Raw genomic sequence first — 24,463 nt, forward strand, 5'->3', positions numbered from 1 at the left:
GGCATCAACGTCGTGCTGCCCACCTTCGCAAAGGGCGGCACCCACGTGAACGTCTCCGGCGCCGCGATCGCCAGGCACGCGCCCAACAAGGACAACGCCGTGAAACTGCTGGAATACCTCGTGTCCGACGAAGCCCAGGCCATCTACGCCAAGGCCAACTTCGAATACCCGGTGAAGAAGGGTGCGGCGGTCGACCCCGTCATCGCCGCGCTGGGCACGCTCAACGTCGACCCCACCCCGCTGACCGAGATCGCCAAGCATCGCAAGGCCGCCAGCGTGCTGGTGGATAAGGTTGGCTTCGACAACTGATCGCGGATGGGGGAGGCCCACCGGCCTCCCGCAATGAGCGTCGACCATGCGGCGCGCCGGTTTCCACGGCGCGCCGCTTGTCCTATCGTTCGCCAGCCGTGGTGGCGGCTTCGAACCACCAGTTCCGCGCTACCCGGGTCACCACCGGAATCATCAGCAGCGCACACACCGCGAGGTACCAGCCACTGCCGTGCGACAGGGGGGCAGCGAACGCCAGAGCCTGCGGATCATTCCTTACGCCTGGAAGGCGTTGGTACAGATCAACTGCGGAGCTGACCAGCAACTGGACCGCGAAAAAAGACAGCAGCAGTGCAGACAGCCTGAACAGCGCAAGCAACTGCACGCGAGCCCCCAGGGTCCGGTAAACAGGCAGCAGGGCCATTGCGCAAGCAAGCCCCAAAAGGCTGCCCGCCACCAGTTCATGCATCTCCGACACGGCCATTTGAGCCCTGGCAAAGATGCCCACCTCGACGGCTTCGCGCAGTACGACCAGTGCCGAGAAAATGCGGATCGCCCACCTTGCCCAGGCGTGGTCGAGCCAGATATCCAGTAGCGAGCTCACCCGGCCCTGGATGGCTTGCGCGGAAGACGCCATGCCGGTCGCCATTGCGAGAATGCCGGCCGCGAAGAACAGGTTCAGCATCGACTCCAGGCTGCTTCCCCGCGGCATCAGTGCGAGCCACCCGATAACCACGGCCGCGGCCGCCAGCCCGCAAGCCGCCCCGGTCCGGACGTCGGAACGTAAGGCGGCATGGCCGGACTGCTGGAGGTAGGTCCAGAGCGCCCCTAGAATCAGCAGGGTCTCCGCGCATTCGCGCAGGACCAGAAAGAACATGTCGAGCATCGCTTCACTTCCTGAACCATCATCCTTGCAAGTAATTCGCATTATCCTGTGCGCGGCGATCAGCCACCAGTGAGCTGGTGCATGGCGTCGATGATTGTGGAACGAAGACCCTATTGAACTCCCGCCTGGGAAAAGAGGACCGACAGTGGCAGCGATGAATGATCAGGAGCTTCTCGAGCTCGTGGATCGGGCGGTTGATCAGTTCAACGGCAATCTGAATGACCTGGGCAGCGCCATCGGCATGGTGATGATCGGCAGGCGCTACGGATGGCGCGTAGTGCTGCTGATCCACAGCCCGACCACGATCCGAAAGTACGTCAAGATTCTTGGCCTGAAGAACCTGCGCGACGTGCTGCCCGAGGTGGGCGAGCTGGCCGAACGGTCCAATGCCTGGAAGCTCGTGGATGGCACCGCGAATTTCTGGAAGGTCGTGCGTGGACAGATCAGTGGTGTGCGGAGCGCCATCGTCCAGAAAAAATAGATGGCCTGTGACCGGCAAGTGATGCCGGTGATCGAGCAGCCGTGACGGCGACGCAGCCAGCAACCGCGCACTGTTTGCAGACGAGGAGGGGCGCGTTGCGTTCTGGAGCAGACGCTCCTCTTGGGCCACGGCTTAGCGGGCGGCCGTAGTTCTCCAAAGACGGCCGCCCGCTCGGGCGATCAAACGATTTCTGAATGTTCCGCGCAACTGAAGTCGAGAACGTCAATCACCAGCAGCAGGCGTTGCGAAAGTTGGCGCTGGGCCAAGTCGAAGACAGGAAGGGCAGGGCTACTGGCAGTGGGCCTGGACATGGAGGTTCACGTCCACCACATGTTCCCGGCCATCGTCCACGAGCAAACATGCAGCGTCTTTCTGCAAGACACCATCCACGCTGACGGTGATCTCGGACCCTGCCGTCTCATGTCCAACAGGCTGCGTGACGACCAGGCGGTAGAGAGCCTTACCGTGGCGGTAGTGCAGGACAAATCCGGGCCAGTCCGCCGGCAGGCAGGGCGTGATGTGCAGTGTGTCGCCATGCCGTGTCAGGCCCAGCAGTGACTCCAGCAGCAGGCGATACATCCAGCCGGCTGAGCCGGTGTACCAGCTCCAGCCACCGCGGCCTGTGTGTGGCGCCGCGGAGTAGACATCCGCTGATATGACATAAGGTTCCACCTTGTAGCGCTTGGCATCCTCGGCGGACAGCGCATGACGCACCGGGTTGATGAGTCGCTGGACGTCCCAGGCGCGTTCGCGCTCGCCCAGCTGCGCGAAGGCCATGGCTGCCCAGATGGCGGCGTGGGTGTACTGGCCACCATTCTCGCGGACCCCGGGCACGTAGCCGCGGATGTAGCCGGGCTCGGCATCCGAGCGGTCGAAGGGTGGGTCCAGCAACTGGACGAGTCCGGTGTCACGCCGCACTAGCCGGCGGTCCACTGCGTGCATGGCCTGCCGCGCCCGCTGCATTTCACTGGCGCCGGACAGCACGGCCCAGCTTTGCGCAATGGAGTCGATGCGGCATTCCGCGTTGCTGGCCGAGCCCAGCGGGCTGCCGTCGTCGAAGTAGGCACGCAGGTACCAGTCGCCGTCCCAGGCGTGCTCGGCGAGATTGACGCGTAGCTGCAACGCTTCATGGCTGCAGCGCTCCGCAAAGCCCGTGTCTCCGCGCTGGATGGAGAGCGTCTTGAACTGGCGCAGGACTTCGCACAGGAAGAAACCAAGCCAAACGCTCTCGCCTCTGCCGCGTATCCCTACCAGGTTCATGCCGTCATTCCAGTCGCCCGAGCCCATCAGTGGCAGGCCGTGTTCGCCGAAACGCAGGCCGTGATGGACCGCCCGCACGCAGTGTTCGTACAGACTGGCGCTCGTTGCGGAATGAGCTGGCAGGTCGTAGTAGGAGTCGTCCTCGGGATTGACGGGACGGCCCTCGATGAACGCCACGTCTTCGTCCAGTACCGCCAGGTCGCCCGTGACCTGCACGTAGCGGCAGGTGGCCAGCGGCAGCCACAGGTAGTCGTCGGAGCAGCGCGTGCGCACACCGCGCCCGGAAGGGGGATGCCACCAGTGTTGTACGTCGCCTTCCACGAACTGCCGGCTCGCACTGAGGAGTAACTGTGCGCGCAGCAGGTCCGGCCGGGTGTGGGTCAGTGCCATGGCGTCCTGCAACTGGTCACGAAAACCGAAGGCACCGCCCGATTGGTAGTAGCCGCTGCGCGCCCATAGACGACAGGCCATCGTCTGGTAAATGAGCCAGCCATTGACCAGGACATCCACCGTGGGGTCGGGCGTTTCGACCTGCACTGCGCCCATGGTCTGATGCCAGTGCTGCTTCACTGCATCGAGGGCCACCTGGCCCGCCGTGGCACCGCGGGTGCTGAGCACGATCTGGTTGGCGTCTTCCTCGTTGTCGCCAATACCTAGCCGGAAGACGATCTCCCGCTCCTGGCCGTTCGCCAGTTCGAACTTCACCTGGATTGCGCCGCAAGGGTCCAGCCCTGCACCAAGCCGGCCGGAGAGCTGCACGCGTCCCAGGGCGGCCGGCTCTCGCAGCGACCCGTTGCGGCCGATGAACTCGCGTCGATCGCCACTGACGCTCCGGCTAGTGTCATCGACGTCGAAGAAGACAACCTTCTCGGCGAACTCCATGCTGTAAGGGTTGCGGGCATACAGCGCACCGCTTCGTGAAACGCCGGTACTGATGTGCATGGAAGACTTGGCGCGCAAGTCACCGAGCACCCATTCGACATAGCCCGTGGCAGACAGCTGGCGAACCCGGCCGGATTCGTTGCGGATCTTCAGTACGGAGAATTTCACGGCGGAATCCAGTGCCACGTAGATACAGAGCTCGGAGTGGATGCCGCCCACCAGCGTCTCGAAGACGCTGTACCCGAAGCCGTGACGGATGACGAACGAAGCATCGTCGCCTGCGGGATAAGGTGTGGGTGACCAGAACTGCCCACGTTCCTCGTCGCGCAGATAGATCGCTTCGCCGCCGGGGTCGCCGACCGGATCGTTGTGCCAGGGCGTGAGGCGGAATTCATGCGCGTTGTGGCCCCATGTGTAGGCGCTGCCGCGCTCCGACACCACGCTGCCGAATGCGGGGTTGGCCAGTACATTGACCCAGGGTGCAGGCGTGGCCTGACCGGGGGCGAGCGTGATGACGTACTCGCGTCCGTCGCGCGAGAAGCCGCCGATGCCGTTGTAGAGAATCAGGTCGCGGGCGGCGCCTGCATTGCCGTTCCCCCATGCACGCGCCGCCGGGACGTCTGCGGTGATTCGCGGGGGACGGGTAGCCAGCAAGGGAGGCACGCGCGTTTCCATGCGTGCATGAGCGTCCAGCTGGTCCGCCAGGCTGCCACGACTGTCGCTGAGGATGGCGCGGGCCACCGACTGGAACAGCAACCGGTCTTCGCCGGAGATCTGCTCCGCTGCACGCACGAAGATGCCACCCGGCCGCTCCATTGCGTTGGCCTCCATTCCGGAAGCAACCAGCGCGAGGATCTGCTCCTGCAGTTGCTGGCGATAGCCAGCGTGGTCCTCGTTCCAGATCACCAGGTCAACGGCCAGACCCTTCATGCGCCAGTAGGCGTGAGCCTGCACAAGCTGGCGCACCAGACCGATGTTGCCGGCATCCCCGATCTGCAACAGCACGATGGGCAGGTCACCCGAGATGGCATAGCCCCACAGACCGGACTGGTTGCGCCGGTTGCGCACAAGTACCGACGGATCCGCACGTAGCGAGGCGTTGGCATAGAGTACCGATGCCGCCAGGCGCGCATACAGCTGGGTGTCGGCCTCACTCGCATTGATCTGCCGCAGCACGACCTGGCTGTGTGTCCAGGCCAGATCAAAAACGCGTGCGGCGAGGTGTCGGTCGCGATACTTGTCGATCAGCGCCAGAGCGGCCTCCCGAGTGTCTGCCATGCCTGTCACCAGGTCGACAGTGGCAGACTCCTGTGCCGCCAGCGTCAGCGTGCAGCGGATGGAGATGACGGGGTCGAGCACCGACCCGTCGGTCTCTGACAGCGCAGCACCTCCCTCCATCGCCAGTGGTCTGGCTGTGCTGCGTCCGCGCCCGATGAAGCGCAGACGATCCGTCTCGCAGGACAGCGCACCCAGAGTAGGCGCATGTACCGCCATCAGATGGAGTAACCATGGGGTGACTTGACCGGCGGATCGAGGTCGGCGCGTGCAAAGGATGGCATCGCGTGGCGGCAGGATCTCGGTCTGCACGAACAGGTTGCTGAATGCCGGGTGACTGGCGTCGGCGTCGGGTGGCGCGATCACGACTTCACCGTAGCTGGTCAGCTCCACCGTACGTGCGCGTCGAGAATGATTGGTGATGCGCACACGCCGCAGTTCGATGTCGTCCTCGGGCGATACGACGATCTCGGTATGCGTTTCGAAGGACTCCTTGCGCCGTTCGCCTTCCTCGTGGTGCCCACCCGCGGCCGGCAGCACGGCGTCGCGGCGCCGGAACTCGGCCCGTCCTTCGGTGAAGATGGCTTCGTAGCTCAACGGCTCCGTGCGGCTTGGCTGCCAGGCGGTGGACCAGCATGGCCCAGCTTGCTCTGCGCTCAGTTCGCGCAAGTAGCAGAAGCTGCCCCAGTGGTCGCAAGTACTGTCTTCGCGCCAGCGCGTTACGGCCAGATCCTTCCAGCGACTGTAGCCGCCGCCTGCCTGGGTGAGCATCACGTGGTAACGGCCATTGGACAGTAGTTGTACTGCGGGCACCGCACTGTCGACCTGGTTGTACAGACGGACCGGGGAACTCGTCGTGTCCGTGCCGGTACTGGAGGCACTGGCCTGCGCGGTATGCACATACAAGGCTGTGGCCTTGGGAATGCGTTCCTGCAGCAACAGCAACACGGCCTGGAACAGGCGATCCGATGCAAAGCGCCGCTGCATGGGCGCGCCCAGCAGCGTGTGGGTCAGTGCCAGCAGGCTCATGCCCTGGTGATGCGCCATGAAGCTGCGCAGTACCGCATGGGTCTGGTTGCGCGGCAGGCGCGAGGGCGTGTAGTCGACCGCTTCGAAGAAGCCATAACGACCCATGAAGCCTTCGCTGACCATGCGCTGCAGGTTGAGGCAGGCCTCCTCGGCTGCGACCATCAGCGCCAGCACGCATGCGTAGGGTGCGATGACGAGATCGTCACCCAGACCACGCTTGAGGCCCAATCCAGGTACGCCGAACGCTCGATACTGGTAGTTGAGGTGAAGGTCGATGGCGTTGTAGGCAGACTCCGAAATGCCCCACGGCACGCCGCGCTGTCGACCGTACGCGATCTGGCGGGCGACGGATGCCTTGCAGGTCTGGTCGAGCAAGGTGTTGTCGTAGCTGGGCATCACCAGCATGGGCATGAGGTACTCGAACATCGACCCGCTCCATGACAGCAGGACAGGCTCACCGCCGGCACTGGTCAGCAGCCGCCCGAGCGAGAACCAGCTTGCTTGCGGCAACCGCCCCTGTGCGATGGCGACGAAGCTGCACAGCCGTGCTTCGGATGCGAGCAGGTCATAGTAGCCCGCGTCGACCCGGTGCTCGGCGACGTTGTAGCCGATGCTCAGCAGGTTTCGTGTCTCGTCGAACAGAAAGCTGTAATCCATCTCGGCAAACGCGCCGGCCTGAGCGGCCAGGTTGTCGATCTGCTGAATGTACTCGCGTGCGCGTGCGCTGCCTTGGGCGACGTGCTGCTGCAGCGTGGCGATCCATTCAAGATCCGCCGCTGTGGCGGTGTGCGCCGCGGCGGAGGCGTCGTCATGGCGTGCTGCGATCAGGGTACTGACAAGACAGTTTTCCAGTTCGTCATGCAGTCGTTTGTCGAGGCCGCCCAGCTGGCGCAGGCTGGGTAGCGTATCCAGTGCTGCAATGCCGGCGAGACGGGTCAGTACATGCTGGGAGAGGCCTGCTGGATGAGCGAGCGACAACCAGGGGAACAGCTGCTCCAGTTCATCCAGGGCTGCATCGGTTTGCTGCGCGAGCGCGCGGACCCAATCCAGTGCTTCCTCCGTGGATGACGGGTCTTTCTGCAAAGCTTGAGCCAGCGTGTGGGCATCTCGCGCGCATCGCTGGAGCGCTTGTCGTGTGTATGAGATGCGTGGCGAAGGCGTCGTGCGCAGCGCTTCCAGTTCGCGTTGCAGCGAACCCAGCTCGGCCACCGCGATGCCGCCCTGGGTGTCATCGAGAACCATCAGCGTGTCGTTCAGACCCGAGAAGCAGCGTGCGGTCAGGACATGGTCGTCAGGCAGCGCCAGCAGCCCAGCGCGCAGCGTCAGCAGGTGGGCCGCGAGATTGCCGCTGTCTACCGTCGACACGTACATCGGCAGCAGGGGCTGCAGCGTTCGCGTGTCGTACCAGTTATAGAAATGGCCATGATGCCTGGCCATTGTGGACAGCGTTTGCAGCGTGTCCGCACTACGTGTCAGCAAGCGGCCGAGCGGCAGGTATCCGAAGTCGTAGGCCGAGAGATTCGCCAGCAGGCAGAGACCGATGTTGGTGGGTGAGGTCCGATGTGCGACTGTCTCGACCGGCTGCTCCTGCATGTTGTCAGGCGGCAACCAGTTTTCCTGCGCGGTGACGAAGCGCTCGAAGAAACTCCAGGTGCGCCGCGACAGCCGGTGAAGAAGCTGCCGTTGTGCCGTATCAAGGCGCATCTCCCGTGCGGCCAAAGGCAGGCTGATCCACCATGCGATGGCTGGGGCCAGCGCCCACAGGAAAAGTAGTGGCGCGGCTGCAGGCAGGGCGTGGGAATTGAATTGCGCGAGGTAGAAGCCCGTTGCGAGGGCCAGGACAGGTGCAGGCCACATGGCTGCGTAGCGTGCGGCCAAGGCCGGATAGCCCTGTAGTTCCGGCTTGCGCTCGGCACGTCGTTCCACTTCCTGCGAGGTTTGCCAAGCCAGCAAGCGATGGCGCGACACGCCCATGCGCCACAGTGAGCGGACAATGGCATCCAGGCTGAACCAGGCTTCATACGGCAGGCAGGCCAGGGCGAAGCCCAATTGCCCCAGTCGTCGCTGCGCGGAACGCAGCGTCGCCGGGATATGCTGGCTCAGCCGCACTTCGTCCGGCCAGCGGAGCAGTTCCAGCGTCAGCGCACATACGCTGGGCAATGCCAGCATGCCCAGCACGAGTGCCGTCCAGCCGAGCGCCCATCCCGGCGAGTCTGGCCAGGCTGCTGGCAGCCATGCCCAGCCCGCCAGCAGCAGGCCGGTGAAAGCTGCCGGCACCAGGCTGCGACGCAGGTTGTCGAACAGCTTCCATTGCGACAGCAGGCTGAGCGTATTGCGCCGCCGGCTGTCGGACCCGCGAACGCTGCGCCACAGCCACCCTGCGAGTTGCCAGTCGCCGCGGATCCAGCGATGGCGGCGGCTGACGTCCGCCTCATAGCGTGCGGGGTGATCCTCGTAGAGCTGAACGTCGCTGAGCAGGCCGGAACGTGCGTAGCAACCTTCCAGCAGGTCATGGCTCAATATGCGGTTGTCGGGCAGGCGTCCGCGCAGGGCGCGCTCGAAGGCGGCAACGTCGTAGATGCCTTTGCCGATGAAGGAGCCTTCGTCAAAGACATCCTGGTAGATGTCCGACACGGCGCGGGTGTAGGGATCGATGCCCGGCTCGCCACCGAACAGTCGTGCGTAGCGCGAGCGGCTGGTGCCAGGCAGGCTGATGCCCACCCTTGGTTGCAGGATGGCGTGGCCATCCACGACCCGTCCCGTCGCGTCGTGCTGCGGACGATTGAGCGGGTGAGCCATGGCTGCGACGAACTGGCGCGCTGCATCGCGCGGCAGCTGGGTGTCCGTGTCGAGGGTTATGACGTACTTCACGCCCGCCAGGGCGGCCATGTCACCGACGATGAGCGAGAAGCTGCGTGAGGCATCTTCGTTCGTCTTGACGGGACCATCTGCGGCCAGCAACAACGCGTTGAGATCCTCCAGCTTGCCGCGCTTTCGCTCGCGTCCCATCCACACGCGCTCCTGCGCGTTCCACAGGCGCGGACGATGGAACAGGAAGAACAGGTCACGGGTACGGGGACCGTCGTCTCCATCGGCAGGCGCAGCTGTGGCGTACTTGCGGTTGAGCGCCTCGATGCATGAGCGGGCCTGATCGAGCAACGCGCTATCGCCAGGCAGGGTTTCTGCTGCCGCATCCGGAAAGTCGGTGAGCAATCCGAAACGCAGTTGCGCGTCGCGGTTGGCCAGGAAGCGGACCTCCAGCGCTTCAGCCAGGTCTTCGATGTCCTGGCTGCGGGCGATGAGGGTCGGTACCACCACCAGCGTACGCGCATGGGCGGGAATGCCTTTTGCGAAATCCAGTCGCGGCAGGGCGTGCGGTGTGAGCAGCAGGCTGGTGATCCAGTCCACCAGACCCATTGCAGTCTGGCAGCCAGCCAGCAGGCCTAGCGCGGCGATCACGCCGGTCTGCCATAGCGCCATTCCTCCGGGCGCTGTGGAGGCATGCGCCCACAACACCGTCGCCGCTCCCGCGGCAAGCATTGCCATGGCGCCGAGGTACCAGGAAAGTGGCGACTGTGAGATACGACGCCTGAACGTGAGTGGCCACCCCGACCGGATGCGCGCCGCACGCTCCAGCTCCGAAGTACCGCGACCGATCAGGTAGTACCCGACGTGTGCTGCAGGGGTTGTCGGCGCATCACGATGCGCGGATCTTGCCAGGCCAACGGCAAGCTTTGTGACAGATTCTTCCGGGAGCCTGCTTTGGCGTGCCACGCGCTCTATGACGTGGCGGTATCGATCGCGTGTCCCGAAATCCATGTTGCCGTAGGTGCCATCGGGATCCTCGTGGAGAACATGCTCGACCACGCTCATGCTCTCGACGAAATCCTGCCAGTCGATGGCGCCGAAGACGCGCAGGCTGCCAATGCTGTTGCTGATGGAAAGCTGGTTTGCAGCCTGTTGCTGTCCTTCGGACTGCACCAGCTGCTCAATGGTGAGATCCAGTTCGGCGAGACGCTGTTCGATCCAGGTCAGCGGGAGTGCCAGGGCCGGGCCGCGACCACGCAAGCGTCTCGAGAGTTCGGCGACGAATGGGCTCATCATCGGCGGCAGCGAGCGCGCCATGTCCGCGATGACCAGGATGAGACTCTTCGGGTCGTTCTCCGCCGCCTCGCTCATCTTGTCCGCCCAGTTCTCCGCGAGCGTGCGCTCGACCGAACCGGATGCGATGTGAACGCCGACACGACGCAGGTTCTCTATGATCGCCAGCCGCAACATGATGGGCACGGCCCACAACTCGCCAAGAGTCAGCGGTGAGATGCCCTGGTAAGCCGACAGGAAGCGGTGCAGGACGTCCGCATCCACACGGCCATCCCCGTGCGACACAATCTCCAGCGCGATGTCATAGACGCGTGGGTGGGTGGGAGAGTGACTTCCCGGCGGCCGGGCAAGGCATGGCAGTTCGCGGCTGTAGCCTCTCGGCAGGTGGCGTCGCGTCGTGCGGATCTGCTCTTCGATGAGGTAGAAATTGTCGAGAAGCCATTCTGCGGCCGGCGTGATGCGTCGTTTGGCCGCAACGACATCGGTCATGAGCTTGCAGATGTCTGTCAGCGCACGTTCGTTCTCGGCGAGTCTCGGCAGCAGTACGTCAGGGGGATTGCCTGTCGTCAGGCTGCGGTGAGCAGCCGCCAGTGTTCTGCCATGTTGCGCCATCTGTTCGGCGCTGTAGAGCTCCGCCCTCAGGGGGGGATCCGCTTCCTCGAGATCGGGCCAGTTGCTTGGCGGACGTTTCCAGAAGCGGAGCTGGGCAAAGGACAGCCATGCGGGGACAAGTGTGCCGGTGCTCAATCAGTGACCTTTCCGACTGGCCGCAGAACGCTGCGGCAATGATGCGAACAGAGGAGGCTCAGGACCGGGCAGGGGTTGCTCCCGAGAGACGAGAAAACGCGTTGCGGTTCAGGTGCCGGCCAGTCTCAGGAGGTTCTTGCGAACGCGGGTGTGAGCGGGCGCCAGCGCGCGTCGAGCGACCCGCGCCGTCGAACCGGACAGCTTGACGGCGGTGAGGAGCGATCCCGTCAGTGCGTCGCCCACCAGCCTGGCGTGGCGCTCAGCCACCTCGCCTGCGTTCCGACTGTTAGATAGGGAGAGCACGGCCATGGAGGCGGCAGTCATCTGCTTCAGCAGGGTGAGACCGTATTTCTGGTTGAGAAGGGCGAGATCCAGCATTGCGGTGTGCGCGACCGCGACGGCGATCTCCACCTTCTCGCTGCCCATGAGCGCGAATTCATCCCGGTCGCGCGCGTTGGGAACGGGGCCTGATCGCGCAATCCGGTAGGAGCGGTGGCCGATGACCTGCGCGGAATCCATCGCCATCTCGGCGGCCTTCCAGGCCAGCCTGTTCCAGGCGGAAAGAGGCGCCATGAAGGCGGAGACCATTGTTCTCGATGTCATGATGATTCCAGTGAGGGCTGCTTGCAAAGGTGGTAGGGGTGGACGCGGGTTTCCGTCCTGGCGTAAGAAAAGAGACGTGGATCACTTGATCTGCATGTCATTCCTGACCGACTTCACCCCGCTGACACCCCGTGCGACCTCGACCGCACGCGTTGAGGACTCCTTCGAGCTGACAAACCCGCTGAGCTGAACGACGCCCTTGAAGGTCTCGACGTTGATCTCCGCGACCTTCAGTTCGGGTTCGGCAAGGATTGCGGCCTTCACCTTGGTGGTGATGTAGCTGTCGTCCACGTACTCGGCCGTGCCGGCCTCCTTGGGGGTGGAAGCGCAACCGGCGGCAGTTGCGAAGACGATGGCTGTCAATGCAGCCGAGAGGTAGAACCGTGCCTGTTTCATGATGAATGCTCCTTGGGGTGAGATTGGGAGAGCGGGAGTAGAGCGAGCCGGAAGAAGGTGGCGGATGGCTCTGGAAGCTCTCCGGTAGTTCAGGACTGCTGGCCCGTCGTCTTCGCGGATGCTGGTTCTCAGGCGATGGCGTGCCGAACGCCCCGGTACCCCAGCAGCAATACGCCAGCGCCAACAATCCCGGTGATCAGGGTGTTGTTGCTGATGGTTTCAACGCCGGGAACTCCGAATGTGGCGTAGATCAAGCCTCCCGCAATGGCGCCGGCGATCCCGACCAGCACATCGATCAGCAGGCCCTGCGCAGAGCCATCCAGGAGTGTGCTGACGATAATGCCGGCGACGACACCGAGCGCGATCCAAACGAGTAGAGACATGGTGATGTCCTTGCCTGTGCTGCCGGGTCTGGGGGTTTTCCATCGCGATGCGGTGGGGCCGAGCGGGTCTTGGCGCCCGCTATGACAAACGTGGGAAAAGCATGTGTGCAAAGCGAATTTCTGTCGGTGCGCTTGCGCACACAAGAGGGCGCCTCCAGCGCGAGGGCCGTCATCCGGATTGACTACAGGGCCGTGACAGACGGCAAGCGCGTGAAGACAGTGCTGGGAACATGCCATGCCGGGCTGGCATATCTTCCGCCGTCAGGCTGTCTCGTTCTCGCGGTGCTTGATGTATTTCAGGGGCAATGTGAAGCCGGAGGAAACAGACCGTAGCGGCCGGTGGCGCTCGCTCGTTCTAGGACTGTTCTTGAAGGGTGGGCCCGATGACCTGTCCCCCCTCGTTCTCCCAATCATCAACCGGCGAGAGGCGTGGCTCGGTCTGGTGCACGCGCATTCGTTTCATGAGGAGGAGGGCGCTGATAACTGCGACGGCACCACTGCCCACGAGCGCGTAAGGTAGTACGGACCTTCGGCGATGGATCATGTGCGACCTCCATTCGTAGAGAACCTGGCATGGCAACGCGTCCAGAACGTCGTTCATTGAGTCTTCCGCCTGGACGCGGCCTTCGTTCGATTTCAGTCCTCGTTCGACTCTTCAAAGCGCTTGATCTGCACCTCGGCTTCGTCGCGGGAAATGCCATACGCCTCCTGGATCTGTCCCGCTAGCTCCATGCGTCTTCCTGCAATGAAGTACAGCTGGTCGTCCGTAAGCTCTCCCCATTGCGCCTTCACCTTGCCCTGGAATTGCTTCCAGTTTCCTTCTGCGATATCCCAGTTCATGTCGTTCTCCGTTCAGGGCCCGAGGGCCGATAGCAGCAACTCGACCGCAAGGAAGAGATGCGGTCCGGGTAACTGGTGAATACGTTCCGCGTACTCGACCATGTGGGTTCGTGCGACCGGGTTGCGCGACGCATTCAGTTGGGTAAGCGGCCGCAAGGACTGTCCGCGTCAGTCGCGCCTCTTGAGCAGGAGTCCGATGAAAAGGCCGGTCACCGCGCTGGCGCCGAGTACCTGCCAAGGGTGTTCCCTGACGAAGCTGTTGGCGACGGTGACGCCCGCCGTAGCACGCTCTGCAATCATGTCCTTCGTGCCTTGGAGCGCTTGTTTTGCATCGCTCACAACATCATGAGCAGTGCTGGTGTTGACGGGAGCGACGTCGACTGCGCCGGGGCGGGGGACATCCTTGGACGGCTCGCCAATATCGGGGGCTGGTCCTCGTGTATCACCGGGAAGCACTGCTTTGTTGTCCTCCCTGAGAAGGGGGGAAACTCTCTGGTCGATGTTCATTGTCTTTCCTCTCGCGGTTGCATCGGGGGGTGTCCGGTGGGTGCCGGATTCATGGTCAGGGGCGCATGTCCCCTGGTAAATCGATACTTCGGGGCGCACGAGGCAGCGTGCAGGCAGTTGCACTCACTAGGTGGTGCGCCGCCTTTCGCCTCACTTCTGGATATCCTTCTCGTACGTCTCGTTCTTCATGTTGGTGGGTGCGGCTTTGCTGGCGTCCATTGATTTCATCTCGGCGAGCGCGTCTTTCTTGGCTTTCTTCTCGACAGCTTTGGCGTCTTTCATGCAGGTGCTTCTGGCGCTGCCCTTGACTTCATGGCAGTGCTGCCTGGCCACGGCGTAAATCCCCTCGGCTTTTGTGATGCGAGCCTGGTGGATGTTCTTGTCGGTCGGCCTGTAGCTGGACTCCAGTTCTGCGCGGCTGTTCTTCTCGGCGCTTCTGGCCTCTGTCATGCAGATCTCTTTCGAGTTGCCGGACAGACTGTTGCACCGCTGGGCGGCCGTTTGGTATTCCGTCGCACTCTGGCTTTTTCTGCTTTCGTAGTCCTGCGGCGAAAGTGCCTGTGCCGTGGCCAGGTTGCTCAGCGCCAGGCAAAGCACAATCGCGCTGGATCTACTATTGAATGCACTCATGGAGGTCTCCTTCGTATGGTGTTCTGTGGGGGGCTGTCGCTGTTCGCACGCCGGCCTCCGCCAGGTCACCCAAGTCGAGAGAACTAGGCGTGTGGGCTCGGAGCAGCTTCAGAATGACGAAGGGCTCGACGCGGGTCTGTCTGTTGACGCACAGAGCGGCAGGCGCACAGCGTGGCGTTACGCCGGCCCGCCCTGCCGTGGCAAGCCCAGGAGGGCCCTTGCACTGTCCATGCGGCAAGTTGGCTCCCGGACGGAAGGTCGTACGCCAAGCCGTCTGTATGTACGGTATCGAACATAGCGAGGGCGAGCCGGCTTCTATACTTGGGATACGCGCATTCCCGTATGCACCGCCCCCGGCAGCCTTGAAGTTGCGTTGATCGCAGCGGTCGGCCCGATGACCTGGAGAAAGCCCATGCCTGTGGCAGACCCTCGCCAGAACCACTTGCTCGCTGCACTACCCGCCGTTGAATGTGAGCGTCTCTTTCCGTTGCTGGAATTGGTGCCTATGAATCTGGGTGACGTGCTTTACGAGTCCGGCGCGCAGATGCGGCACGTCTATTTCCCCACGACGGCCATCGTGTCGTTGTTGTATGTGATGGAGGACGGTGCGTCGGCCGAGATTGCCGTGGTTGGCAACGAGGGAATCGTCGGGGTTTCGTTGTTCATGGGCGGGGAAAGCACACCCAGCCGCGCCGTTGTCCAGAGTGCAGGACAGGCGTACCGGCTGAAGGGGCCATTCCTGAAAGACGAGTTCTTCCGGGCGGGCGACATGCAGCGACTGCTGCTGCGCTACACGCAGGCCCTCTTGACGCAGATGGCCCAGACCGCCGTGTGTAACCGGCACCATTCGTTGGATCAGCAGCTCTGCCGATGGCTGCTTCTGAGCCTTGATCGCCTGCCTTCGAATAGTCTTGTCATGACCCAGGAGCTGATCTCCAACATGTTGGGTGTCCGTCGGGAAGGCGTAACCGAAGCGGCAGGCAATCTGCAGAAGGCGGGCCTTATTGAGTATCGCCGCGGGCACATCACGGTGCTGGACCGGCCTGGTCTGGAGGCACGGACATGCGAGTGCTACGCCGTGGTGAAGAAAGAGTTTGATCGGCTGTTGCCCTTCGCCGCATCACCATGATGTGTGCGCTGCCGCGCAGACGCGAGCGATGCATTCCCCCAGATTGACCCGTGTGACCTGGAGGAGATCGTGCCGTGTCAGTTGTTGCCCCCGCACTTCGCACCAATCGACTGGTAGCCGCTCTGCCAATCAGGGCGCGTCAACGACTTCTGTCCGCCTGCGAACCGGTGGAACTCTCTCTCGCCGATGTGTTGTCCGTGCCGGGCGAGACCATTCAGCAGGTCTATTTTCCGACCAGCAGTTTCATTTCGCTGACCACCATCCTGGATGAGCAGCTCAGTCTGGAAGTGGGTCTCGTCGGGGACGAAGGCATGCTGGGTACTTCGCTACTGTTGGGGGTGGACGTGTCACCGTTGCATGCACAGGTGGGCGGGGCCGGGAGCGCCTTGCGCATGGAGGCGACACCGTTCCGTCGCGCCGTGCAGGAGAACATCCCGTTGCAGCGCTGCCTCCGCAGGTATCTGTATGTCGTCATGCGCCAGCTTGCGCAGACTGCGGGATGCACCCGCTTTCATCTCGTGGAGGCGCGCCTGGCAAGGTGGCTATTGATGATGCATGACCGTGCACATTCCGATGCGCTCCACATCACCCAGGAATACATTGCCCACGTACTGGGCGTGCGGCGTGCGGGAGTAACCCACGCGGCGACAGCACTCCAGACGAGGCATCTCATCCGCTACAGCCGTGGGCACATCACGATTGTCGACCGCCCTGGCCTGGAGGCGGTGTCATGCAGTTGCTATGCCACCGACAAGGTGGCTTATTCGAGGGTGATGAAATAGCCGCTGCAAACAGGAAAGGCAGCCCCGATGCCTCAATGTGCTGGCAAGAAAGGGGTGCTGCCGCTGTCCCTGAGTTCCTTCTTCAGATGCTTGGCCACACGCTTCTGCTTTGCACTTAGCAGGGGTTGTTTCTTCTCTTCCTTATTGCCCTTCTGTGTCTTGGACATGCTTGACTCCTCCGTGATCGCTTGAGAGCTGAGCCGGAGGCAACGCCAGAACTGGCGGGCCTGAGAGTCAGGTGAGTTCTCAGTGTAGGCGGATGTGGCAAAAATGCCTGAATGGATGTGGTTCCCCGCGCAGATTGCCCGCTATCGAAGCCCCGTTCGGTCGCAACTGACTTGGCAGCTGTGGCGGTCCACGCCAGAACATCGCCGTCGGCTTTCGTCCGGGGGCAGGTGGCGGTGCTTCAATCACCAAAAATTGGACTTGAAATTCCGCATTGCACAAAGTTAGAATGAACATTCATTCTTTTCATGGCGCGCAGCCCGTCCACGCCCTGGAAAGTCCTGGATCCCCGCAAAAAAAATACTTGAAGGTGAAGCATGCACACGAATGACAAGACTCTGCGCCGGCGTGCCGGCTGGGCGCTTGCGCTGGCTATTGGTCTCGGCCTGACGGCTTGCGGCAAGCAGCAAGGGGGCGGGGCGCAGGGTGGCGGGCAGGCACCGGAAGTCAGCGTGGTCACCGTCGGTACGCAGTCGGTGCCGGTCAGTACCGAACTCGCGGGCCGCACCGTGCCGTACCAGATCGCCGAGGTGCGTCCGCAGGTCAGCGGCATCGTGAAGGAGCGCCTGTTCCGCGAGGGTGCGGACGTGAGTGCTGGTTCGTCGCTGTACCAGATCGACGCGGCGACCTACCAGGTGGAGTACGAGCGTGCCCAGGCCGCGCTGGTGAAGGCGGAGGCGAACGTGGCGACGACGCGTTCGCGCGCGCAGCGCTACGAGGAGCTGGTGGCGATCAAGGCCGTGAGCCAGCAGGACCGCGATGACGCGGTGGCCTCGCAGAAGCAGACCGAGGCCGACGTGGCGGTGGCGCGTGCCGCGGTGGAAGCGGCGCGCATCAACCTGGCGTACACGAAGGTGGCGGCGCCGATCTCCGGCCGCATCGGCAAGTCGACAGTGACGCCGGGTGCGCTGGTGACGGCCAACCAGGCCACCGCGCTGACCACCATCCAGCAACTGGACCCGGTGTATGTCGACGTCACCCAGTCCAGCAGCGAGCTGCTGCGCCTGCGCCGTGACCTCAACGACGGCCGCCTGAAGCGCGCCGAGGTGGGCCAGGCCCGTGTGCGGCTGCTGCTGGAAGACGGCACGGCCTACGCACGCGAGGGCAAGCTGGCCTTCTCCGACGTGACGGTGGACCAGGGCACCGGCACGGTGACGCTGCGCGCGGTGTTCCCGAACCCGGACAAGGTGCTGCTGCCCGGCATGTACGTGCGCGCGGTGCTGGAGGAAGGCGTGCGCGAGAACGCCATCGTGGTGCCGCAACAGAGCGTTAGCCGCGATGCCAAGGGCAATGCGGTGGCGATGGTGGTGAATGCCGAGAACAAGGTGGAGCCGCGCATGCTCAAGACCCAGCGCGCGCTGGGCAACCAGTGGCTGGTGAACGAAGGCCTGCAGGTGGGCGACCGCGTCATCGTGGAAGGCCTGCAGAAGGCCCGCCCCGGCGCACCGGTGATGCCGGTGCCGTGGGACCCGAAGGCCCAGTCCGCACCCGCTGCCGCCCCTGCCGCGGCCGCGAAGTAAGGAGCGTCGCACATGGCTCGCTTCTTCATAGACCGGCCCATCTTCGCGTGGGTCATTGCCATCGTCATCATGCTGGCGGGTGCGCTGTCGATCATGCAGCTGCCGATCGCGCAGTACCCGACCATCGCACCGCCGGCCGTCGTCATCAACGCCAGCTATCCCGGCGCGTCCGCCAAGACCATCGAAGACTCGGTGACGCAGATCATCGAGCAGAAGCTGACCGGCCTCGACGGTCTGTTGTACATGAACTCGACCAGCGATTCGTCCGGTCGTGCCTCGATCACCCTGACCTTCAACGCGGATACCAACCCGGACATCGCGCAGGTGCAGGTGCAGAACAAGCTGCAGCTCGCCATGCCGTTGCTGCCGCAGGCGGTGCAGCAGCAGGGCGTGCAGGTCGCCAAGTCGGCGCGCAACTTCCTGCTGGTGATCGGCTTCGTGTCGGAGGACGGCAAGGCCAACCAGACCGACCTGTCCGACTACCTCGTGGCCAACGTGCAGGACCCGCTGTCGCGCGTCACCGGCGTGGGCGAGGTGCAGGTGTTCGGCGCGCAGTACGCCATTCGCATATGGCTGGACCCAGCCAAGCTCAACAACTACAAGCTGACCCCGTCGGACGTCACCGCCGCGCTGCAGGCGCAGAACGCACAGGTGTCGGCCGGCCAGCTCGGCGCCGCACCCGCGGTGCCCGGCCAGCAGCTCAATGCCTCGATCACTGCGCAGAGCCGCCTGCAGACCGTCGAGCAGTTCCAGGACGTGCTGTTGCGCACCAACGCGCAGGGCGGCACCGTGCGCCTGCGTGACGTGGCGCGCGTGGAGCTGGGAGCGGAGAACTACGGCACCGTGGCGCGCTTCAACGGCAAGCCCGCGGCCGGCATCGGCATCAAACTGGCGGCCGGCTCCAACGCGCTGGAAACGGCCGATGCGGTGAAGGCCAAGATCGCCGAGATGAGCCCGTATTTCCCGGCCGGCGTCTCCACCGTGATGCCGTACGACACGACGCCCTTCGTCAAGCTGTCGATCCAGGAGGTGGTGAAGACGCTGATCGAGGCCATCATCCTGGTGTTCCTGGTGATGTACCTCTTCCTGCAGAACTTCCGCGCCACGCTGATCCCGACCATCGCGGTGCCGGTCGTGTTGCTGGGCACCTTCGGCGTGCTGGCAGCGTTCGGCTACTCCATCAACACGCTGACGATGTTCGGCGTGGTGCTGGCCATCGGCCTGCTGGTGGATGACGCGATCGTGGTGGTGGAGAACGTCGAGCGCGTGATGAGCGAGGAAGGCCTGCCGCCCAGGGAGGCGACGCGCAAGTCGATGGGGCAGATCACCGGTGCGCTGGTGGGCATCGCCCTGGTGCTGTCCGCGGTGTTCGTGCCGATGGCTTTCTTCGGTGGCTCCACCGGCGTCATCTACCGCCAGTTCTCGATCACCATCGTGTCGTCCATGGTGCTGTCGGTGGTGGTCGCGATGATCCTCACACCGGCCCTGTGCGCGACCATGCTCAAGCCGATCGAGAAAGGCCACAAGCACACCCAGGCGGGGTTCTTCCGCTGGTTCAACCGCATGTTCGACCGCAACACGCAGCGCTATGAATCGGCGGTGGGCCGCATGCTGGCGCGCACCGGTCGCTACATGGTGATCTTCGTGCTGCTGGTGGCCGGCATGGCCTTCCTGTTCACGCGCATGCCGACGTCCTTCCTGCCGGAGGAAGACCAGGGAATCATGTTCACGCAGATCATGCTGCCCGCCGGTGCCACCCAGGAGCGCACGCTGCAGACCATCGAAAAGGTGGAGCAGCACTTCCTGGAGAACGAGAAGGACGCGGTCAGCTCGCTGTTCACCATTGCCGGCTTCAGCTTCGGGGGCTCCGGCCAGAACATGGGCCTGGGCTTCATCCAGCTGCGCGACTGGAAGGAACGCGAGCGTCCCGACCTGCACGTGAAGGCGGTGGCCGGTCGTGCGATGGGTGCGTTCTCGAAGTTCCGCGACGGCCTGGCGTTCGCCTTCGTGCCGCCGGCGGTGATCGAGCTGGGCACCTCCAACGGCTTCGACCTGCAGTTGCAGGATCGTGGCGGCCTCGGTCACGAGGCGCTGATCGCGGCACGCAACCAGTTCCTCGGCCTCGCCTCGCAGGACAAGCGCCTGGTCGGCGTGCGCCCCAACGGCCAGGACGACCAGCCGGAATACAAGCTGGACATCGACCACGCCCGTGCCGGTGCGCTGGGGGTGACGGTGGCGGACATAAACAGCACCCTGTCGATCGCCTGGGGCAGCCAGTACGTGAACGACTTCATCGACCGTGGTCGCATCAAGAAGGTGTACATGCAGGCCGATGCGCCCGCCCGCATGCTGCCGGAGGATCTGAACAAGTGGTACGTGCGCAACAACAAGGGCGAGATGGTGCCGTTCTCGGCGTTCGCCACTGCGCACTGGGACTACGGTTCACCGCGTCTGGAGCGCTTCAACGGCATGCCGTCGATCAACCTGCAGGGCCAGGCTGCACCCGGCCTCAGCTCGGGTGACGCGATGGCCGCGGTGGAGGAGATCATGGCCAGGCTGCCCGCGGGCATCGGCCACGAATGGAGCGGCACCTCGTATGAGGAACGTCGTTCCGGCGCACAGGCCCCGGCGCTGTATGCCATTTCACTGCTGGTAGTGTTCCTCTGCCTGGCAGCGCTGTACGAAAGCTGGTCGGTGCCGTTCTCGGTGATGCTGGTGGTGCCGCTGGGGGTCATCGGTGCGCTGCTGGCGGCCAGCACGCGCGGCCTGTCGAACGACGTGTACTTCCAGGTCGGCCTGCTGACCACCATCGGCCTCGCGTCGAAGAACGCGATCCTGATCGTCGAGTTCGCCAAGGAGCAGATGGAGCAGGGCAAGGAGCTGGTGGAGGCGACGATGGAGGCGGTGCGCATGCGCTTGCGGCCCATCCTGATGACCTCGCTGGCCTTCGGTCTGGGCGTGGTGCCGCTGGCGATCGCCACCGGCGCGGGCTCGGGCAGCCAGAACGCCATCGGCACCGGTGTGCTGGGCGGCATGATCACCAGCACGGTACTCGGCATCTTCTTCGTGCCGGTGTTCTATGTGGTCATCCGTCGCATCTTCAGCAAGCGTGAGGCCACCGCGGTGGCCGCCGGGACGACCCCCGCGACGCGTACCGCACAGGAAGGACATTGATATGAACAAGTCATTGCTGGCATCGGCCATCACCACGGCCATGACCTCGCTGCTGCTCGGGGGCTGCGTCAGCCTCGCGCCCGACTACCAACGACCGGTCGCGCCGACGGCGGACGCCTGGCCGCAGGGCGCGGCCTACAAGCCGACGGCGGAAGTCGCGGGCAAGGCCGCCAACGAGATCGGCTGGCGCGAGTTCTTCGCGGACGCCCGCCTGCAGAAGCTGATCGAACTGTCGCTGGCCAACAACCGCGACCTGCGCGTGGCCGCACTGAACATCGAGCGCGCACGGGCGCAGTACCAGATCCAGCGCGCCGACCAGTTCCCCACCGTGCGGGCGACGGCGGGCGAGACCGTGTCGCGCACGCCGGCCGACCTGGCCGGGGGCGGCGATGCGCGCATCAGCCGCCAGTACAGCGTCGGCCTGGGCGTGGCGAGCTACGAGCTGGATTTCTTCGGTCGCGTGCAGAGCCTGAAGGACGCCGCGCTGCAGACCTATCTGGCCAGCGAAGAGGCGCGACGCAGCGCACAGATCGCGCTGGTGGCCGAGGTGGCGAATGCCTATCTCAGCCTGGCCGCCGACCAGGAGCGGCTGAAGCTGTCGCAGGACACGCTGGCAAGCCGCCAGGAATCGTACGAGCTGACGCGTCGTACCTACGAGCTGGGGGCCGCGTCGGCCCTGGCGCTGCGCCAGGCGCAGAGCACCGTGGAAGGCGCGCGGGGCGACGTGGCAACCTTCACCACCCGCGTGGCGCAGGACCGCAACGCACTGGCCGTGCTGGTCGGCGACGCCGTGCCCGCCGAGCTGTTGCCGCCGGACCTGGGCAGCGCCGTCGCCGCGGTGAGCGACCTGCCTGCCGGCGTGCCGTCCACCGTGCTGCAGGGCCGCCCGGACATCCTGCAGGCAGAACGTCGCCTGCAGTCGGCGAATGCCAACATCGGCGCCGCGCGCGCGGCTTTCTTCCCGAGCATCACCCTGACGGCTTCGGCAGGGACGGCGAGCGCCAGCCTGGACGGACTGTTCCAGTCCGGCTCCGGCGCCTGGAGCTTCGCGCCGTCGATCAGCCTGCCGATCTTCGACATGGGGCGTCGCGAGGCGAACCTGGATGTGGCGCGTACCGATCGTGACATCGCGCTGGCCCAGTATGACAAGGCGATTCAGTCCGCCTTCCGCGAGGTTGCCGATGCGCTCGCCGTGCGTGGCACGGTGGACGAGGAGCTGTCGGCACGGCAGGCGCAGGTGGAAGCCTTCGCCGAGAGCCTGAAGTTGTCCGAGGCCCGCTTCCGCGGCGGCGTGGACAGCTATCTCGCCGTGCTGGACGCGCAGCGCTCGCTGTACGTCGCGCAGCAGTCGCTGATCGGCGTTCGCCTGTCGCGCCAGGCTAATCTCGTCACCCTGTACAAGGTGCTGGGTGGCGGCCTGGTGGAGCGCAGCAGTTGAAAGTGGCGCGGCGATGAGCACACCCCGCAGGCATCACGACCCCGAGCGCGCCGAGGCGCGTCGCTGCCAGGTTCTGGACGCGGCCGCCGGGTGCTTCCGCGAGCACGGCTTCCACGGTGCCAGCATGGCGGAGATCTCGAAGCGCGCCGGCATGAGCGCCGGGCACATCTACAACTACTTCGCCAGCAAGGAAGAGATCATCTTCGGCATCGTCGACCGCAATGTCGAAGATGTGCTGGAACGCATGCAGACCCTGGTGGATGGCGGCCGCGACGTGCTGGACGTGCTGGTGGACCGCGCCGCCGAGGGGGTGGCGCACAACACCGAGCCAGCCTATGTGTCGCTGATGCTGGAGGTCAGCGCCGAGGCGGCGCGCAATCCGGCGGTGGCGGCCAAGGTGCGTGCGGCGGACCGCATCCTGCTGGGCCGGCTGCACGAGCTGCTGATGTCCAGCGGCAAGGCCACGGCGTATCGCGAAGATCCGGCACGACAGGGGCGGCTCAACATGCTGGTGGCGATGTTCGAAGGCATTCGCCAGCGGGCGCTGGCCTGTCCCGATCTCGACCTCGACAGCCTGGTGGCGCCCATGCGCAACGTCATCCGCGCGGTGCTGACGGGCTGAACGGGCCGGCATGCGCCGCACCCGCGACGAGGCATCCCTCACCCGCGCGCGCCTGCTCGACGCCGCCGAGCAGCTGTTTGCGGAGCGCGGTTTCCCGGCGACGCGGCTGGATGACATCGCCGCCGCAGCGGGGGCGACGCGTGGCGCTTTCTACTGGCACTTCAAGAGCAAGGAAGAAGTGTTCGACGCGATGCTGGCACGCGCGGCGGAACACATCGGCGCCGCGCTGGCTTCCTCCCGCCGGCGTGCGGCGGACGATCCGCTCGGTGCGTTGCGCGAGCGGATCGACACCGTCCTCCTGCATGTCGAGCAGGATGCGCGCTTCCAGCGCGTGGTCATCATGCTGATCTGCGGGCCGCACAGCCACACGATGCCCTCATCACTGTGCGAGCAGGCCAACACCCTGGGTGCGAGGGCCATCGACGAGTTTGCGATGCTGTTGCGCGCGGCTGAATTGCGGGAGCAACTGCCACCGGGACTCGACAACAGGCTGGCCGCGCAGGCCTGCCATAGCCTGCTGTGTGGCGTGATCGCCGACTGGTTGCGCGCGCCGGCGGTGTTCGACATCCGGCGGGATGGCAGCCGGATGATCGATGCCTTCTTTGAATTGCTGCGGGAGTCGCGGGCGCTGCGCGCCACGCTCGCGTGAGCCCAGCCGGCACGGCGGCCGGGGTTGCAGGCAGAACGGGGAGCCATGGCTCCCCGTTGTTTCGTCAGTACCAGGCGTTGCTCACGCGCGCAGATGTTGCCTCAGGCGCACAGGCAGTGCGACAGGTCGCTGGTCAGCTCCCGGGTAGGTGTGCGGGTGTAGTCCTTGTCCACGCGGGTGCTGACAAGTTTCTCGGTGGGGTGATCCAGCTCGGCATTCAGCAAGCCCATGAATCCCGGCGGCGCCACCAGGATGGCGCGTGCAAAACGGTTCCTACTTCGCCCTAGCTGTAACTCCCCGGCCAGCTGGTGGGCAAAGCTCCTCGCCGAGGGTGGCTTGCCCTCCCTGCGCGGCGAGGCACGTCCATCCGCCGGATGCATCACCAGGTCCTCGGCAGCCTTGGCTTCCTGCACCAGTTCCAGACCCTTGTTGGGGCCGTGGTTGGCGAACAGGCGGGCGCGACGGGCGTTGGCGACGAGAATCCAGGTGATCGACATGTTGAATGCCTCCGGCAGTGTTCCATCGGGTGAAACATGGGATGCCGCCGCGGGCTGCGGCGGTTCTCTCAGCATAGGCAGACAAGCAGCGGTGTTACAAAGACATGACGACGGATCAGGCGCAGAGCCAGCACTGGCGC

The 24,463-nt window shown here is 64.5% G+C and carries 19 protein-coding genes; 9 read left to right on the top strand and 10 right to left on the bottom strand.

Features of this window, described 5'->3' with window-relative positions; translation table 11 throughout:
• The coding region (locus VVD47_RS16780; RefSeq protein ID WP_327604662.1) for an extracellular solute-binding protein at positions 1-309 on the top strand (309 nt) is incomplete at its 5' end.
• Positions 310-391: 82 nt separating this feature from the next.
• Here VVD47_RS16780 and VVD47_RS16785 read toward each other — a convergent pair.
• Positions 392-1,153, bottom strand: a complete 762-nt coding sequence (locus VVD47_RS16785; RefSeq protein ID WP_327604663.1) for an FTR1 family protein — start codon at positions 1,151-1,153, stop codon at positions 392-394.
• Positions 1,154-1,307: 154 nt separating this feature from the next.
• Here VVD47_RS16785 and VVD47_RS16790 point away from each other — a divergent pair, with 154 nt between their 5' ends.
• Complete coding sequence (locus VVD47_RS16790; RefSeq protein WP_327604664.1) at positions 1,308-1,634, top strand: hypothetical protein; 327 nt, start codon at positions 1,308-1,310, stop codon at positions 1,632-1,634.
• Between the two features lie 288 nt (positions 1,635-1,922).
• On the opposite strand, the gene VVD47_RS16795 is transcribed toward VVD47_RS16790, so the two are convergent.
• The 7 genes from VVD47_RS16795 to VVD47_RS16825 all read right to left on the bottom strand — a co-directional run bounded on the left by VVD47_RS16795 (position 1,923) and on the right by VVD47_RS16825 (position 14,287).
• A complete protein-coding gene (locus VVD47_RS16795; protein WP_327604665.1) occupies positions 1,923-10,670 on the bottom strand; it encodes a GH36-type glycosyl hydrolase domain-containing protein in 8,748 nt (2,915 codons plus the stop codon).
• Positions 10,671-11,036: 366 nt separating this feature from the next.
• Positions 11,037-11,516: a polyhydroxyalkanoate granule-associated phasin gene (locus VVD47_RS16800; RefSeq protein ID WP_327604666.1), complete on the bottom strand. Its 480-nt coding sequence runs from the start codon at positions 11,514-11,516 to the stop codon at positions 11,037-11,039.
• Between the two features lie 96 nt (positions 11,517-11,612).
• A complete protein-coding gene (locus VVD47_RS16805) occupies positions 11,613-11,927 on the bottom strand; it encodes a BON domain-containing protein (RefSeq protein ID WP_327604667.1) in 315 nt (104 codons plus the stop codon).
• 128 nt (positions 11,928-12,055) lie between these two features.
• On the bottom strand, positions 12,056-12,310 hold the full coding sequence (locus VVD47_RS16810) for a GlsB/YeaQ/YmgE family stress response membrane protein (RefSeq protein ID WP_327604668.1): 255 nt from the start codon (positions 12,308-12,310) through the stop codon (positions 12,056-12,058).
• Between the two features lie 636 nt (positions 12,311-12,946).
• Positions 12,947-13,150 (bottom strand): CsbD family protein, encoded by a 204-nt coding sequence (locus VVD47_RS16815; RefSeq protein ID WP_327604669.1) that lies wholly within the window; start codon positions 13,148-13,150, stop codon positions 12,947-12,949.
• A 168-nt stretch (positions 13,151-13,318) separates the two neighbouring features.
• Complete coding sequence (locus VVD47_RS16820; protein ID WP_327604670.1) at positions 13,319-13,657, bottom strand: DUF883 family protein; 339 nt, start codon at positions 13,655-13,657, stop codon at positions 13,319-13,321.
• 150 nt (positions 13,658-13,807) lie between these two features.
• Positions 13,808-14,287 (bottom strand): hypothetical protein, encoded by a 480-nt coding sequence (locus VVD47_RS16825; protein ID WP_327604671.1) that lies wholly within the window; start codon positions 14,285-14,287, stop codon positions 13,808-13,810.
• 412 nt (positions 14,288-14,699) lie between these two features.
• Between VVD47_RS16825 and VVD47_RS16830 the strand changes: the two genes are divergently transcribed.
• Positions 14,700-15,416 (top strand): Crp/Fnr family transcriptional regulator, encoded by a 717-nt coding sequence (locus VVD47_RS16830; RefSeq protein ID WP_327604672.1) that lies wholly within the window; start codon positions 14,700-14,702, stop codon positions 15,414-15,416.
• 74 nt (positions 15,417-15,490) lie between these two features.
• On the top strand, positions 15,491-16,198 hold the full coding sequence (locus VVD47_RS16835) for a Crp/Fnr family transcriptional regulator (protein WP_327604673.1): 708 nt from the start codon (positions 15,491-15,493) through the stop codon (positions 16,196-16,198).
• Positions 16,199-16,230: 32 nt separating this feature from the next.
• On the opposite strand, the gene VVD47_RS16840 is transcribed toward VVD47_RS16835, so the two are convergent.
• The gene (locus VVD47_RS16840; RefSeq protein WP_327604674.1) at positions 16,231-16,365 is read right to left on the bottom strand and encodes a hypothetical protein; all 135 of its coding nucleotides are present in this window, start codon (positions 16,363-16,365) and stop codon (positions 16,231-16,233) included.
• 375 nt (positions 16,366-16,740) lie between these two features.
• On the opposite strand from VVD47_RS16840, the gene VVD47_RS16845 reads away from it, so the two are divergent.
• The 5 genes from VVD47_RS16845 to VVD47_RS16865 are packed head-to-tail and all read left to right on the top strand — an operon-like array spanning position 16,741 to position 23,826.
• Entirely contained in the window at positions 16,741-17,943 is a 1,203-nt protein-coding gene (locus tag VVD47_RS16845; RefSeq protein ID WP_327604675.1) for an efflux RND transporter periplasmic adaptor subunit, read from the top strand.
• A 12-nt stretch (positions 17,944-17,955) separates the two neighbouring features.
• The gene (locus VVD47_RS16850) at positions 17,956-21,117 is read left to right on the top strand and encodes an efflux RND transporter permease subunit (protein ID WP_327604676.1); all 3,162 of its coding nucleotides are present in this window, start codon (positions 17,956-17,958) and stop codon (positions 21,115-21,117) included.
• A 1-nt stretch (position 21,118) separates the two neighbouring features.
• Entirely contained in the window at positions 21,119-22,555 is a 1,437-nt protein-coding gene (gene adeC / locus VVD47_RS16855) for an AdeC/AdeK/OprM family multidrug efflux complex outer membrane factor (protein WP_327604677.1), read from the top strand.
• Positions 22,556-22,568: 13 nt separating this feature from the next.
• Complete coding sequence (locus VVD47_RS16860; RefSeq protein ID WP_327604678.1) at positions 22,569-23,177, top strand: TetR/AcrR family transcriptional regulator; 609 nt, start codon at positions 22,569-22,571, stop codon at positions 23,175-23,177.
• Between the two features lie 10 nt (positions 23,178-23,187).
• A complete protein-coding gene (locus VVD47_RS16865) occupies positions 23,188-23,826 on the top strand; it encodes a TetR family transcriptional regulator (protein ID WP_327604679.1) in 639 nt (212 codons plus the stop codon).
• A gap of 101 nt (positions 23,827-23,927) precedes the next feature.
• Here the strand turns inward: VVD47_RS16865 and VVD47_RS16870 are convergent, their stop codons facing one another.
• Positions 23,928-24,323, bottom strand: coding sequence for a host attachment protein (locus VVD47_RS16870; RefSeq protein WP_327604680.1), 396 nt, complete (start codon positions 24,321-24,323; stop codon positions 23,928-23,930).
• Between the last annotated feature and the right edge of the window lie 140 nt (positions 24,324-24,463).

The organism is Uliginosibacterium sp. H1 (assembly GCF_036017065.1).
Lineage (GTDB): Bacteria > Pseudomonadota > Gammaproteobacteria > Burkholderiales > Rhodocyclaceae > Uliginosibacterium.

Bases quoted from the DNA above. Each gene is read 5' to 3' on its own strand.
- VVD47_RS16785 (WP_327604663.1), bottom strand. From the start codon at position 1,153: ATGCTCGACATGTTCTTTCTGGTCCTGCGCGAATGCGCGGAGACCCTG.
- VVD47_RS16790 (WP_327604664.1), top strand. From the start codon at position 1,308: ATGAATGATCAGGAGCTTCTCGAGCTCGTGGATCGGGCGGTTGATCAG.
- VVD47_RS16795 (WP_327604665.1), bottom strand. From the start codon at position 10,670: ATGACCGATGTCGTTGCGGCCAAACGACGCATCACGCCGGCCGCAGAA.
- VVD47_RS16800 (WP_327604666.1), bottom strand. From the start codon at position 11,516: ATGGTCTCCGCCTTCATGGCGCCTCTTTCCGCCTGGAACAGGCTGGCC.
- VVD47_RS16805 (WP_327604667.1), bottom strand. From the start codon at position 11,927: ATGAAACAGGCACGGTTCTACCTCTCGGCTGCATTGACAGCCATCGTC.
- VVD47_RS16810 (WP_327604668.1), bottom strand. From the start codon at position 12,310: ATGTCTCTACTCGTTTGGATCGCGCTCGGTGTCGTCGCCGGCATTATC.
- VVD47_RS16815 (WP_327604669.1), bottom strand. From the start codon at position 13,150: ATGAACTGGGATATCGCAGAAGGAAACTGGAAGCAATTCCAGGGCAAG.
- VVD47_RS16820 (WP_327604670.1), bottom strand. From the start codon at position 13,657: ATGAACATCGACCAGAGAGTTTCCCCCCTTCTCAGGGAGGACAACAAA.
- VVD47_RS16825 (WP_327604671.1), bottom strand. From the start codon at position 14,287: ATGAGTGCATTCAATAGTAGATCCAGCGCGATTGTGCTTTGCCTGGCG.
- VVD47_RS16830 (WP_327604672.1), top strand. From the start codon at position 14,700: ATGCCTGTGGCAGACCCTCGCCAGAACCACTTGCTCGCTGCACTACCC.
- VVD47_RS16840 (WP_327604674.1), bottom strand. From the start codon at position 16,365: ATGTCCAAGACACAGAAGGGCAATAAGGAAGAGAAGAAACAACCCCTG.
- VVD47_RS16845 (WP_327604675.1), top strand. From the start codon at position 16,741: ATGCACACGAATGACAAGACTCTGCGCCGGCGTGCCGGCTGGGCGCTT.
- VVD47_RS16850 (WP_327604676.1), top strand. From the start codon at position 17,956: ATGGCTCGCTTCTTCATAGACCGGCCCATCTTCGCGTGGGTCATTGCC.
- adeC (WP_327604677.1), top strand. From the start codon at position 21,119: ATGAACAAGTCATTGCTGGCATCGGCCATCACCACGGCCATGACCTCG.
- VVD47_RS16860 (WP_327604678.1), top strand. From the start codon at position 22,569: ATGAGCACACCCCGCAGGCATCACGACCCCGAGCGCGCCGAGGCGCGT.
- VVD47_RS16865 (WP_327604679.1), top strand. From the start codon at position 23,188: ATGCGCCGCACCCGCGACGAGGCATCCCTCACCCGCGCGCGCCTGCTC.
- VVD47_RS16870 (WP_327604680.1), bottom strand. From the start codon at position 24,323: ATGTCGATCACCTGGATTCTCGTCGCCAACGCCCGTCGCGCCCGCCTG.